13 protein-coding genes are annotated in these 12829 nt (G+C 53.1%); 12 read left to right on the top strand and 1 reads right to left on the bottom strand.

Translation table 11 applies throughout. From position 1 onward, the window contains the following. Positions 1-332: 332 nt before the first annotated feature. From A3EQ_RS22720 to A3EQ_RS0107310, 5 genes are all read left to right on the top strand, one after another. Positions 333-926 carry a CPBP family intramembrane glutamic endopeptidase gene (locus A3EQ_RS22720; RefSeq protein WP_020154523.1) on the top strand — a complete coding sequence of 198 codons (594 nt, stop codon included), beginning with the start codon at positions 333-335 and terminating at the stop codon, positions 924-926. Further along, the gene (locus tag A3EQ_RS21695) at positions 923-1270 is read left to right on the top strand and encodes a hypothetical protein (protein ID WP_020154524.1); all 348 of its coding nucleotides are present in this window, start codon (positions 923-925) and stop codon (positions 1268-1270) included. Before A3EQ_RS22720 ends, A3EQ_RS21695 begins: the two co-directional genes overlap by 4 nt. Before the next feature lie 75 nt (positions 1271-1345). Then, positions 1346-1804, top strand: coding sequence for a DUF2663 family protein (locus A3EQ_RS0107295; protein WP_020154525.1), 459 nt, complete (start codon positions 1346-1348; stop codon positions 1802-1804). A 254-nt stretch (positions 1805-2058) separates the two neighbouring features. After that, entirely contained in the window at positions 2059-3351 is a 1293-nt protein-coding gene (locus A3EQ_RS0107305) for a Glu/Leu/Phe/Val family dehydrogenase (RefSeq protein ID WP_020154527.1), read from the top strand. A 107-nt stretch (positions 3352-3458) separates the two neighbouring features. After that, a complete protein-coding gene (locus A3EQ_RS0107310; RefSeq protein ID WP_020154528.1) occupies positions 3459-4427 on the top strand; it encodes a YpdA family putative bacillithiol disulfide reductase in 969 nt (322 codons plus the stop codon). A gap of 275 nt (positions 4428-4702) precedes the next feature. Here A3EQ_RS0107310 and A3EQ_RS0107320 read toward each other — a convergent pair whose 3' ends face one another. After that, a complete protein-coding gene (locus A3EQ_RS0107320; RefSeq protein WP_020154530.1) occupies positions 4703-5671 on the bottom strand; it encodes an asparaginase in 969 nt (322 codons plus the stop codon). 71 nt (positions 5672-5742) lie between these two features. Here A3EQ_RS0107320 and prsW point away from each other — a divergent pair, with 71 nt between their 5' ends. From prsW to rpsA, 7 genes are all read left to right on the top strand, one after another. After that, positions 5743-6417 (top strand): glutamic-type intramembrane protease PrsW, encoded by a 675-nt coding sequence (gene prsW / locus A3EQ_RS0107325; RefSeq protein WP_026499811.1) that lies wholly within the window; start codon positions 5743-5745, stop codon positions 6415-6417. Between the two features lie 586 nt (positions 6418-7003). Beyond that, on the top strand, positions 7004-7777 hold the full coding sequence (sleB, locus tag A3EQ_RS0107340) for a spore cortex-lytic enzyme (protein ID WP_244874566.1): 774 nt from the start codon (positions 7004-7006) through the stop codon (positions 7775-7777). Between the two features lie 11 nt (positions 7778-7788). Beyond that, positions 7789-9144 (top strand): germination protein YpeB, encoded by a 1356-nt coding sequence (gene ypeB / locus A3EQ_RS0107345; protein WP_040369218.1) that lies wholly within the window; start codon positions 7789-7791, stop codon positions 9142-9144. A 661-nt stretch (positions 9145-9805) separates the two neighbouring features. Beyond that, positions 9806-10465: a flagellar brake protein gene (locus A3EQ_RS0107365; protein ID WP_020154538.1), complete on the top strand. Its 660-nt coding sequence runs from the start codon at positions 9806-9808 to the stop codon at positions 10463-10465. A 45-nt stretch (positions 10466-10510) separates the two neighbouring features. Continuing rightward, complete coding sequence (locus tag A3EQ_RS0107370; RefSeq protein ID WP_020154539.1) at positions 10511-10696, top strand: DUF5359 family protein; 186 nt, start codon at positions 10511-10513, stop codon at positions 10694-10696. 90 nt (positions 10697-10786) lie between these two features. Next, positions 10787-11494, top strand: coding sequence for a (d)CMP kinase (gene cmk / locus A3EQ_RS0107375; RefSeq protein WP_020154540.1), 708 nt, complete (start codon positions 10787-10789; stop codon positions 11492-11494). A gap of 100 nt (positions 11495-11594) precedes the next feature. Beyond that, positions 11595-12725, top strand: coding sequence for a 30S ribosomal protein S1 (rpsA, locus tag A3EQ_RS0107380; RefSeq protein ID WP_020154541.1), 1131 nt, complete (start codon positions 11595-11597; stop codon positions 12723-12725). Positions 12726-12829 lie beyond the last annotated feature (104 nt).

Consider the following 12829-nt stretch of genomic DNA (forward strand, 5'->3'; position numbering starts at 1 on the left):
ATGCGTTGGCGGCTCCCCTCCGGACGCGGAAGGCTGCGGCTTTGCGCACGGGTGTCCGGACCGGAAAACCTTTCGCTCCGTTTCGGCGGAACGGGCATTTTTCCCCGGATGCCGGATGCACCGGAAAGCCGGGCGATGGAAAACCGGCCTCATCTTTTGCCGGGGAGGGGCGGCCCTCTCCTGTGGTGCCGGTTTTTCACGGAACCGGGACGGCGCGCCTTGCTGCCCCCGGAAAATCATCCGTCCGGCTGACCGGGGAAGGGCCGCCGAAACAAAGCCGGCCGGGAAATAGCCTCCGGAAACGGCGACGACAAGAAAGAATGGGAGTTCTTATGAAAAACAGGCAGCAAGCGATCATTCGGCAATTGACCGACCGGGAATTGACGTTGAACATCTATTTGTCCCAGCTGCTCCTTTTCCTCCTTGCGGGAGTCGGGAGCTTTCTTTTCATGGGCGGGCCGGGAAACTTGTTCGCCCTGATGACATGGGGGGAGGGGAGACATCTTTTGATCGGGATCACGGTCGGGTTCTTCGTGTTTGTCGCCGATCTTTTCCTGATGTCCCTTTTGCCCCCTTCCAGTTATGACGACGGAGGGATTAACGAACGGATTTTCCGAAACCGTCCGGTCCATTACGTCATCGGTTTGGCGGCGGCCGCCGCCTTTTGTGAAGAGCTGCTGTTTCGGGGGGTGATCCAAACCGAATTCGGAATGGCAGCCGCCAGCCTCCTTTTTACATTGGTTCATGTCCGGTATTTGTACAAATGGATTTTATTTATCCAGACCCTTTGCGTCAGTTTCCTTTTCGGTTTTGTTTTCGCCCGGACGGGGAATTTGGCGGCTGTCATGGTGATGCATTTTACCATCGACGTCCTGCTCGGGCTTTATTTGTCCGGCATTTCGGTAAAAGGAGGCGGACGGACATGATCTTCGGGCCGGAAAAAGAAACGGGGCGAGGGCGGGATGGGGCGGATCGTTCCGAATATATGGCCGATCGGACGGCTTCCCCCGCAGGCGATCCGTTCGAAGCGATGATGGCTTCCCACCTGCCCCCAAGAAAGGAAGTCCACGGTAGACAAAAGCCGAAGCACCGGAAAAAAAGGAAACGGCGGCTGAAATATCCGCTCATCACTTTGCTGGCGTTCCTGTTTATTATTTTGCCGCTCGTTATCATCTATATTTACTTGCATTACGATTTTTCCCCGGCGGACAAAAATCCCGCCGGACACAAGGATGCGTTTGAAAAGGTCGACATCGATCCCGGCTTTTGAGGCGGGACCGGCCGGTCATATTTCCGCGCCTCCGGACATACCTTTGTAGTAAAAAGCGGATGGTGGTCGGTTCGGATGGAAGAGGTTATCAAAAATCTGGAAGATTGGACGGATCCCGCCACAAAACAGATGCTGCAAAACCTCGTCGAGCGGAAACGGAAATATGACCGGCTGAAAAATCAGCATCAGCTGATCTTGTTCGTCGCCGTTTCCTTCAGTTGTTTTTACTTCTATTACGTTTACCGGCTGATTTATTTGCCCCATTTCCATTCCGTAACCGCCCTTTTTTCGGCCTTTTTCGACGACCGCTACAATCCTTTTTTTCTCTTTGCCCTTCTCGCGGTTTACGGGATCACGGGGATATGGAAGCGGAAGGCGGACGAGGCCGAAGAGGAATTCGAAGCGCTGAGGCGGGAGATCATCGACAAAAGCAAAGACCTGTGGGACGACGGCGGGTCGTGGAAGAAAAGGCACATCGTCTTTGAAATCATGAAAAATCATTTCGACATCAATCTGTATCACGAAAACAAATGAGGCCGCCAAGGATCCGCCGGAAAACCGGCTGACGGAAAAAGGCCGGCGGAAAGCCCGCGAAGGGCCGGATCGGCCGGCGGCGACAAGGGACGGGGCATTTTCCGAAAAAGGATTTATATATGGAAAATTTTACAAATCATTTTGTTTATGAAAAATGAAAATCTTCGCGATACCTTCTTGCATTCTAGTAAGGATGGAGTATACTAGTCATGAAAAGACTTTGATCTTTGTGAAAAATAGCGGGAGGTTTCCAAATGGCGGCTCAAGAGGGGACAGAGCAAGTACACAAAGAAGGCAGCGAAAAAAAAGAGGAACATGACATCCTGACGGCAACGCAGACCATCATTCACCAAGCGCTGGAAAAGCTCGGCTATCCCGAAGAAGTTTACGAGCTGTTGAAAGAACCGTTACGGATGATGACCGTCAAAATTCCCGTCCGCATGGATGACGGATCCGTTAAAGTGTTTACGGGCTACAGGGCCCAGCATAACGATGCGGTCGGCCCCACGAAGGGAGGAATCCGCTTCCATCCCGATGTTACTGAACGTGAAGTGAAAGCCCTTTCCATATGGATGAGCTTAAAATGCGGGATCGTCGACCTGCCTTATGGCGGGGGCAAAGGGGGCATCGTCTGCGATCCCCGGAAACTGTCGTTTCGCGAACTGGAAAGGCTGAGCCGCGGATATGTCCGCGCCATCAGCCAAATCGTCGGACCGACGAAGGATATTCCCGCCCCCGATGTGTTTACGAACTCGCAAATCATGGCATGGATGATGGATGAGTACAGCCGGATTGACGAATACAATTCCCCCGGCTTCATCACCGGCAAACCCCTCGTATTGGGCGGTTCCCACGGAAGGGAATCGGCGACGGCCAAAGGGGTAACGATCTGCATCCGGGAAGCGGCGAAAAAGATCGGATTGGATTTGAAAAATGCCCGCGTCGTCATTCAAGGGTTCGGCAACGCGGGAGGGTTTTTGGCGAAATTTATGCATGACGCCGGGGCGAAGGTCGTCGGCATTTCCGACGTATACGGGGGGTTGTACGATCCCGACGGGCTGGATGTCGACTATTTGCTGGACCGCAGGGACAGTTTCGGCACGGTGACGAAATTGTTCAAAAACACGATCACGAACAAGGAATTGCTGGAATTGGACTGCGACATCCTCGTGCCGGCGGCCATCGAAAATCAAATTACGGAAGAAAACGCCCACAATATCCGGGCGAAAATCGTCGTGGAGGCGGCCAATGGCCCGACCACGTTGGAAGCGACGAAGATCCTGACCGAACGCGGCATCCTCATCGTTCCCGACGTGCTGGCATCCGCGGGCGGAGTAACCGTCTCCTATTTTGAATGGGTGCAAAATAATCAAGGTTATTATTGGACCGAAGAAGAAGTGGAAGAGAAATTGGAGAAGGTGATGGTGAAAGCCTTCAATAATGTCTATAATACGGCCCAAACGCGAAAGGTGGACATGCGGCTGGCGGCCTACATGGTCGGAGTCCGGAAAATGGCGGAAGCCTGCCGGTTCCGGGGATGGGTCTAAGGTTGCATCTCATCGGTTTTTATTGAAAAGCGCCTGTTCGATCTCCTATTATTATAAATAGGAGATCTTTTTCTTTTGATGCCTTGTGCCGAAGGAGTGCGAATGACATGCAACAGGAAAAATGCGTGATCGTCGGATGCGGTCCCTGCGGGATGGCATGCGCCATTGCCCTTCAAAAGATCGGGATCAATCCTTTGATCATAGAAAAAGGAAATGTTGTCCATTCCATTTATCAGTTTCCGACCCACCAAACCTTTTTCAGCTCGAGCGACCGGCTGGCGATCGGGGATGTGCCCTTCATCACGGTGGAACGGAAGCCGACCCGGAATCAGGCCCTCGCCTATTACCGGCATGTGGCCGCGATCAAAAAATTGCGCATCCGGAAATATGAAGAAGTCTTGGAAGTGAAAAAGCGGGAGAACGGCCGCTTCTTCATCAGGACGACGAAGGGCGAATACGAGGCCCCATATGTCGTCATCGCCACCGGCTATTACGATCATCCGAACGAAATGGGGATCCCGGGCGAGCATTTGCCGAAGGTTTTCCATTATTTCAAGGAAGCCCATCCCTTTTTCGACATGGACGTGGCCGTCATCGGCGGGAAAAATTCCAGCGTCGACGCCGCCCTGGAATTGCACAAGGCGGGGGCGCGGGTGACGGTTTTGTACCGCGGTTCCGGCTATTCTTCCCACATCAAGCCGTGGATCCTGCCGGAATTTGAGTCCCTCGTCCGGAAAGAGGAAATCCGGATGATTTTTCACGCCAATGTCTTGGAAATTACGGAAGATGCGGTCATTTATGAGGTGAACGGCGAACGGAAGAAAATCAAGAACGATTTTGTTTTCGCGATGACCGGCTACCACCCGGACCATTCCCTGTTGCGGAAAATCGGCGTGGCGATCGACGAGGAAACCGGAAGGCCGAAATACCATCCCGACACGATGGAAACGAACGTGGAAGGCCTTTTTATTGCCGGCGTGATCGCGGCGGGAAACAACGCCAATGAGATCTTTATCGAAAACGGCCGGTTCCACGGCGATTTCATCGCCGGCGCCATCAAAGAACGGGAAAAATAAGCCGGGAGGAAAAACCGTTCGGGATCGCGAAAAAAGCCGGGGCATGCGGCTAAAAGGGCCCGGACGGGCGCCATCCGGCGAAGGGATCGAAGAAGGAGAAACCGGTCCCAGCGCGTGCTGCCGCTCCGGACGGCCATGTCCGCGGGAAGGGATCCTTCCGGTCATGCGGGCGGGCATCCGAAAAAAAACGGGGCGGCCGGGGGCGCAAAGGGGAAGACCGGCGGGGCGGAAGGGCCGGGTCAAGGGAGGCGAAGGCGGAAGGGAACCGGTTGCCTTCATTGGAAAAATTCCTTGATTTTTTCCGGATCCTTTGTCCGTTCCAGCGCCAGCATCAGCTGGATCCTCGCCTTTTGCCCGTTCAGCCCGTTGGAAAAGATGATCCCCATCCTTTTCAATTGGGCGCCTCCCCCCTCATATTGGTAGACGTCCTCCACCGTTCCGTTGAAACAGCGGGAGACGAGGACGATCGGGATCCCCTCTTCCAGCAGTTTGCGGATCCCGGGAAGGACCTGCGGCGGGAGATTGCCCTGCCCCAGCGCCTCGATCACCAGTCCGTCGATCTTCATTTCGCTGAGGGCGAAGAAGAGGGATGCGTCCATGCCCGCATAGGCCTTCAGCAATTCGACCCGCTTCGACAAGGCGTTCACGGGGATTTTTTTCCTTCCGATCGGCTGGTGGTGGAAGAGGATCGCTTTTTTCGTGATGATGCCGATCGGACCGTATTGCGGGCTCTGGAAAGTGGACACGTTGCTTGTATGGGTTTTCGTGACGTTTTTCGCGCTGTGGATCTCATCGTTCAGCACGACGAGCACCCCTTTGTCCCTTGCCTCGTCGTGAACGGCCGTACGGACGGCGGCGATGAAGTTATACAGCCCGTCCGACCCGATTTCGTTGCTTGAACGCATCGCCCCGGTAACGACGATCGGGATGTCGGTGTCCACGGTTAAATCAAGGAAATAGGCCGTTTCTTCCAGCGTATCGGTCCCGTGGGTGATCACGGCGCCGTCGATCCCGTTTTTTTCGAGATGATGTTCGATGCGTTCCTTTAACATCAGCATTTCGCGTGGGGTGATGTGGGGCGAGGGCAGCTGAAAGGGTTCTTCGACGATCAAGTCCGCCAGATGGCCCGCCGCTTGGGCCGATTCCAGCAGCGGGTTCGTCCCCGACGGTTTCACTTCCCCCGAACGCTTGTCTTCATACATGGAAATCGTTCCGCCGGTATGGAGGATCAATATTTTTTTCACGATTTTCCCTCCTTCAAACTTTTACGCAGAGACTCGGAATCGAAAAAGCTGTTAGAGAAATGGGGTTTGCGATGATTTCCGTCGTTTCCGCCGGGATTGCCCCCGGCCTGGCGCTCCTCAGCTATTTCTATTTGAAAGATGAATATGAAAAAGAACCGGTTTTCCAAGTGCTGAAGACCTTTATCCTCGGCGCGGCATTGGTGTTCCCCATCATGTTTATACAATATGTCCTCGACTACGAGCAAGTTTTCCCCGCCAGGGTCTTGCGCGCCTTTATCGTTGCGGGGTTTTTGGAAGAATTCTTCAAATGGTTTTTTCTTTATTATACCGTTTTTAAATTCCGGTTATTGGACGAACCGTATGACGGCATCGTATACGGGGTCAGCATCTCCCTCGGTTTTGCCACCGTGGAAAACATCCTGTTCTTGATGGCGAACGGGATCCAGTACGCCCTCGGAAGGGCGGTCTTGCCGGTTTCCAGCCACGCCCTCTTCGGCGTCATCATGGGCTATTATTTGGGAAAAAGCGAATTTGCCGGGAGGGGAAAACCGGTCTATTTGGCATTGTCGGTCGTCCTTCCGATCCTTTTCCACGGCCTCTATGATTTGATTTTAACCTTTTTCCACTGGTATGTTTGGATGCTGCCTTTTATGCTGTGCTTATGGTTTTTGGCGATGTGGAAGGTTAAAAGGGCGAAGGCGGCGAAATTTTCCTATGGAAGCTCGAAAAAGAGCTTTACCGGATGAACACGGGCCGGGATTCCGCCTCCCTCCGGTTTCCGGAAGCTTCCGCCGACGGCCGAAAACGGGCGGCCAAACCCGCAGGTCCTCCGAAAAGGGCCTGCGGGTTGTTTCCGTTCCGCGTCCTTATTCGGCCGCCCCTTTACCCGCTCCGGCCAATCCGCCTGCGCCTTCTCGCCCCGGGTCCCCTCCCGCGCAAAACCGCTCCGCCCGTCTCATCCGACGGATGTCCCGCCGCCCGAATTCCCCTTTCGGGTCCCTTTTTCCGGCCCTTCCCATCATGGGCGCAAACGGACAAGATTGCCCGAAGAAAAGATTTTCGCGGAGGTCCACAGGGAACCTCTTTTTTTTTGAAAAAACATGTTTCGAGGATGTTTTCCCGGAAAACCGCATCCTTTCCTCGCGGGCGTTTAAAACGGTGTTCCCGGAAACATCCCCCTTTTTCGGAAGAAAAGGGAGAATAATTTTGCCAATCGGGAAAAAAATATAGCCATAAGCTGCCACATACAACGGAGGGAAGGATATGCGAATCGGGAAATGGACGAAGCGTTTTGTCTTGCTTGCAAGCCTGTTGCTGTTGATTTTTTCGCAAATGCACGGAAACGAAACCCGCGCCTTTTCCAATCAAGTGATCCAAGTGGGCGCCGTCGGGGATGACGTGATCGAGCTGCAAGCGAGATTGCAATATTTGGGGTTTTATAACGGAAAAATTGACGGCGTGTTCGGGTGGAGGACCTATTGGGCGCTGAGGAATTTTCAATACGAATTCGGATTGAAGGTGGACGGTTTGGCCGGGACGAAAACGAAGGAAAAACTCGTGAAGGCATCCCGGTATGATGAACAATTTGTCAAAGAACAGATTCGGAGCGGGAGAAAATTTACTTACTACGGCGGCGTGGATTTGAACAAGCAGACGGCGCCCTCGGGACAGGGGCAAAAGGCGCCTTCCGGGGGAAAGACGTCCGGAGGGCAGGCGGCGAAACCGACGGCGGTCAACGTTCCCGGCGGTTTTTCCCAAAACGATATCCAACTGATGGCCAACGCCGTTTACGGAGAGGCCAGGGGCGAACCTTATATCGGCCAGGTGGCGGTGGCCGCGGTCATCCTGAACCGTTTGGAAAGCCCGTCATTTCCCAACACGGTGGCGGGGGTCATTTTCGAACCGGGGGCCTTCACCGCGGTGAGCGACGGGCAGATTTGGCTCACTCCGAATGAAACCGCAAAACAGGCCGTTCTCGATGCGATCAACGGATGGGACCCGTCCGGGAACGCATTGTATTATTTCAATCCGAACACGGCGACCAATCCGTGGATATGGTCCCGTCCCCAAATCAAGAAAATCGGCAAACATATCTTTTGCAAATAGGAGTGACTGCCATGCGAGGTGTTTTGATTGCAGCATTGATCGTCCTTCTCGTCGGGACGGGCTACTGGGGCTACCAGGAGCATAAGGAAAAAAACGCCATCTTGATCAACGCGGAAAACAATTACCAGCGGGCCTTCCACGAATTGACGTACAACATCGATATTTTGCACGATAAAATCGGAACGGCGCTGGCCATGAATTCCCGAAAGTCCCTGTCTCCCGCCTTGGCGGAAGTCTGGCGCATGACTTCCCAGGCGAACAGCGAGGTCGGGCAGCTTCCGCTGACCCTCGCCCCCTTCAGCAAAACCGAAGAGTTTTTGTCGCAAATCGGCGATTTCACCTATAAAACCGCCGTCAGGGACTTGGAAAAGGAACCGCTGTCGGACGAAGAATACCAAATGTTGAAATCGCTCTATCAAAAGTCGGCGGAGATCCAGGACGAATTGCGGAAAGTCCAATATCTGGTCTTGAACAACAGACTCCGATGGATGGATGTGGAAACGGCGCTGGCCACCGGGAAAGGGAACACGGACAATTCGATCATCGACGGGTTTAAAACCGTTGAAGAAAAGGTCTCCGGCTATTCGGAAACTGATCTCGGCCAATTTTTATCCTCTTCCATCAAGAAAAAGGAGAAGGGATACAAAAATTTAAAAGGAAAGACGATTTCCAAGAAAGAGGCGGCGGCCATCGCGAAAAAGTACGCGAAAGCTTCGGGCGGCGCAAAGGTCAACGTGTCGGAAGGCGGAAAGGGGTCCGATTATGCGTTCTACAGCGTGACCGTTAAGGACCGGAGCGGGGAGACGGACATGGACATTACGAAAAAGGGCGGATACCCGATTTGGATGATCAGGAACCGGGATGTGAAGGAGCAGAAAATCAGTTTAAACGAGGCGGGAAACAAGGCGGCGGAATTTTTGCAAAAGAACGGGTTCGAAAACATGGAGATGCTGGAAAGCGCCCAATACGATCATGTCGGCGTCTTTACCTTCGTCGCGCGGGAAAAGAATGTCCGCGTGTACCCGGACGCGGTCAAAATCAAGATCGGCCTCGATGACGGAAGCCTCATCGGCTTCTCCGCCGAAGAATACTTGGCTTCCCACAACACGAGGGAGATTCCGGAACCCGCCGTACAGGAAGCGGAGGCGAGAAAGCGGCTGAATCCGAATTTGAAGGTGATGGACCAAAGGTTGGCCATCATCCATAACGACGCCAACGAAGAAGTCCTTTGCTACGAATATTTGGGCGTCTTGGGGGACGACACCTACCGGGTGTTCGTCAACGCCGAGGACGGAACGGAAGAGAAGGTGGAAAAACTGCAAAACGCCGAACCGATTTATGAAAATTTGATCAACGGAAAGGCATGAAAGGATTTGCGGGCCGAAAGGCCCGTTTTTTCTTCCTCCGGCGGTGCTTGGCGGAGGCGGGCGAAAAAAAGCGAGAAGCCGTCCCGCGGAAAGGGTTGATAAATGCGCGGATGCCGGGGAATTTCGGTCTATCCGGGAGGCTGCGGTTCCCGTTCGTCGAATGACCGCCGCGGATGATGCCGGGGGCCTTGCCGGGCCCCATTTGGCACAAGACGGGTTCTATCCGCTAAGCCCAGGAAAGAGCTTCCGGTAATTCTTTCCGGGTCATTGCCGGAAAAAGGCTGCCACAAAAGCACGATTAGCCGTGAATTGGAACGTGGAACGGTCACCCGAATGAAATCAGCTAGGGCATCTCCAAGCCCACTTCCCGGAAACCGCGCAAATCCGCCATGAAGTATAGCGGCAGACTGCGGCGCCGAATTGAAATAGGGAAACCGGCGCCCTCGCCGATCTTGGGCATCGCCGCCTGAACGGCCATGCGGGGGAGGCGTCCGCCGGCTTGCGGATACCGTCTCCGGGCGGGCCGGCGCCCCCGCCCATCCCGGACGCCCGTGGCTCGGGGAATGCCATTTCCGCCGATTTTAAAAAATTCTTTTTCTTTAAAAAAAGAAGTGCCATAATAATAAAGTAGACGATCCATTTTTTTGTGGGAGATGGGGAGATGTTACGAATCGGAGATTTTTTGACGATCGAAATCCAGGAAGGCACCCGGCTGGAAAAGTTCCGCAGCAAAGTCGCCGACTTGGACGAAGAGTCCCTGTACATCGAATATCCCGTCAATTTGCGGACGAACCGGACTTCCTTTCTGATGATCGGGACCAACATGCAAGTCTCCTTTACCAGGGACGACAGTTCTTATCTTTTTTTTACGGAAGTGACCGGGCGGGTGAAAAGGGAATTGCCCCTGCTGCAATTAAAACGGCCGGGGGATGATGAAATCCATCGCATCCAAAGGAGGGAATTCGTAAGGATCAAATGGCCGGTGGACATCGCCGTCCATCCGATCCGGAATGAATTTTCCCCCTTTTGCACCGTGACCGACGACATCAGCGCCGGCGGGTTGTCCTTTTACGCCCCGGCCTCGGTCCCTTTGGCCGAAAACGATCCGTTTATCAGCTGGATCGTTTTGCCGTTGCAATCGGGCTACCAATACTTAAAATTGAAAAGCGCCGTCGTACGAACGGAAAGAGCCAGGGAAAACGCCAATCTCCTTTCCGCCCAATTTTTGGAAAAAACCGCCCAGGAAGAGCAGCATCTGATGCGTTTTGTATTCGAAGTGCAATTGGCTCTCAGGCAAAAGGAAACCCGTTTCCGGGTATAAATTTCGCAAATCGGCCGAACAATAGTAGAAAAAAGGTTTCAGGTGATGGCTGTGGAAAGGGTGGAGCGCATTCTTTGGAAGCTGGCCGCCGTTCAATTGGTCCTGCTGCTTTTGTGTCAAATTTTGTTCCACCATTTTGACTTCTTTCCGGAATTGAAAAAACAATTGCACGTCGAAGGAGTCGGTGAACAAAATTTGACAGAAATCATCGAAACGGTAAATTCTCGGTAAGCAGGTATAAATCCTGCTTTCTTTTATGTTAAAATATTGATTGTTGATCGATTCTTTATGAAATACCAATTCATAGAAGCGGGAGGCAATATGACGAACCAACGGAGGATAGCGATCGCCATCGACGGCCCCGCGGCGGCGGGGAAAAGCACGGTGGCCAAAATCGTCGCCAGAAAATTGAACTTTTTATACATTGACACGGGCGCCATGTACCGCGCGCTCACTTGGAAAGCCCTCAAAGAAAAGGTCGATGTCCGGGACGAAGAAAGGTTATACGAACTGCTGCGGCACACGGCCATCGAATTAAAGCAGGAGGGCGGCGCGCAAAGGGTGCTCGTGGACGGAAAGGAAGTGACGGAAGCCATCCGCTTGCCGGACGTCACCCGCAACGTCTCCGACGTTTCCAAACATGAACGGGTCCGCCGGGAAATGGTGAAAAGGCAGCAACAATTGGCGGAAAATGGCGGGGTCGTCATGGACGGCAGGGATATCGGCACCTGCGTTTTGCCGGAGGCGGAGGTGAAGATTTTTCTCTCCGCGAGCGTCGATGAACGGGCGAGGCGAAGGCATCTGGAAAATCAGAAAAAGGGCATTCCCTCCGATCTGGAACAATTGAAGAAAGAGATCGAAACGAGGGACCGAATGGATACCGAAAGGGAATTCGCCCCTTTAAGGAAAGCGGCGGATGCCGTGGAAATCGATACGACCGGAATCCCGATTGAAGGGGTGGTCGAAAGGATCATGGAAATCGCAAAAGAGAAACTCGGGCTTAATGAAAACGGGGAGATGAAGGGATAAAATCCCAAGCATTTGTTCTTGACAAGCAGGCCCGTTTTATAGGAAGTTAAAAGGAAGAAGATGCCACTGGCGTTGATTTAGGATGAAGGAGGAAATACATATGACCGAAAACATGAACGATATCCCGATGAGGGAATATAAGGTCGGGGATACGGTCACCGGCCGGGTAACAAAAATAGAGGATAAACAGGTGTACGTCTCCATTCCCGATTCTAAAGCGGACGGGATTATCCCGATCAGCGAGCTTTCCCCGTTACATATCGAAAAGCCCGCAGACGTGGTTCAAGAAGGCGACGAATTGCAGCTTGCCGTGATCAAAGTGGAAGAGGATCTCCTCATCCTTTCCAAGCGGAGGATTGACGCGGAAAAGGCATGGGCGGAATTGCAGGAGAAATTTGAAAAGGGCGAAGCCGTCGAAGGCGAGATCAAGGACATCGTGAAAGGCGGCCTCGTCGTCGATCTGGGCGTTCGCGGATTCGTCCCCGCGTCCCAGGTGGAAGACCATTATGTGGAAGATTTTTCCGGATATGTCGGGCGGACATTGCCCTTTAAAATCATCGAACTGGACAAGGAGAAAAACCGCCTGATCCTTTCCCACCGTGAGGTGGTTTTGGAAGAAAAATTAAAGCAGAAAAAAGAACGGCTGGAAAGCTTGAAAGCGGGGGATATCGTCACCGGTACCGTCCGCAGGATCACCGATTTCGGGGTTTTTGTGGACATCGGCGGAATCGACGGACTCATTCATATTTCCCAATTGTCCCATCAGCATGTCGAACACCCGTCGGAAGTCGTTTCCGTGAACGACGAGATCCGCGTGAAGGTGTTATCCGTCGATCCGGAAAAAGAGAAAATTTCTTTGTCCCTGAAGGAAACGACGCCGGGGCCGTGGGAAAATATTTCTGAAAAGTTTTCCGCCGGCTCCGTGGTGGAAGGCACCGTCAAGCGGATCGTATCCTTCGGCGCCTTCGTGGAACTGATCCCGGGGGTGGAAGGGCTGGTCCATATTTCCCAAATTTCCAATAAACATATCGGCACCCCCAGGGAAGTTTTAAGCGAAGGGGACAAGGTGAAAGTAAAAATATTGAAAGTGGATGAAGAAAACAAACGGATCTCCTTGAGCATCAGGGAGGCGGAGGAAAAGGTCGAAGAAACGGAATACGAGATTCCGCAGGAATCGAAAGGGTTTCAAATCGGCGAGATCCTCGGCGACAAGCTGAAGGAAATCCAATAAACGGACGCTTTTTGCGGCCGCTTGCGACAGATTGGCAGGCGGCCTTTTATTTTTGGGCTTTTTCCCGTGCTTCGTTTTTGCCTGGGGACCGCAAGATTCTCTCT

The organism is Caldibacillus debilis DSM 16016, assembly GCF_000383875.1.
Lineage (GTDB): Bacteria > Bacillota > Bacilli > Bacillales > Caldibacillaceae > Caldibacillus > Caldibacillus debilis.

Bases quoted from the DNA above. Each gene is read 5' to 3' on its own strand.
- A3EQ_RS22720 (WP_020154523.1), top strand. From the start codon at position 333: ATGAAAAACAGGCAGCAAGCGATCATTCGGCAATTGACCGACCGGGAA.
- A3EQ_RS21695 (WP_020154524.1), top strand. From the start codon at position 923: ATGATCTTCGGGCCGGAAAAAGAAACGGGGCGAGGGCGGGATGGGGCG.
- A3EQ_RS0107295 (WP_020154525.1), top strand. From the start codon at position 1,346: ATGGAAGAGGTTATCAAAAATCTGGAAGATTGGACGGATCCCGCCACA.
- A3EQ_RS0107305 (WP_020154527.1), top strand. From the start codon at position 2,059: ATGGCGGCTCAAGAGGGGACAGAGCAAGTACACAAAGAAGGCAGCGAA.
- A3EQ_RS0107310 (WP_020154528.1), top strand. From the start codon at position 3,459: ATGCAACAGGAAAAATGCGTGATCGTCGGATGCGGTCCCTGCGGGATG.
- prsW (WP_026499811.1), top strand. From the start codon at position 5,743: ATGATTTCCGTCGTTTCCGCCGGGATTGCCCCCGGCCTGGCGCTCCTC.
- sleB (WP_244874566.1), top strand. From the start codon at position 7,004: ATGCACGGAAACGAAACCCGCGCCTTTTCCAATCAAGTGATCCAAGTG.
- ypeB (WP_040369218.1), top strand. From the start codon at position 7,789: ATGCGAGGTGTTTTGATTGCAGCATTGATCGTCCTTCTCGTCGGGACG.
- A3EQ_RS0107365 (WP_020154538.1), top strand. From the start codon at position 9,806: ATGTTACGAATCGGAGATTTTTTGACGATCGAAATCCAGGAAGGCACC.
- A3EQ_RS0107370 (WP_020154539.1), top strand. From the start codon at position 10,511: ATGGCTGTGGAAAGGGTGGAGCGCATTCTTTGGAAGCTGGCCGCCGTT.
- cmk (WP_020154540.1), top strand. From the start codon at position 10,787: ATGACGAACCAACGGAGGATAGCGATCGCCATCGACGGCCCCGCGGCG.
- rpsA (WP_020154541.1), top strand. From the start codon at position 11,595: ATGACCGAAAACATGAACGATATCCCGATGAGGGAATATAAGGTCGGG.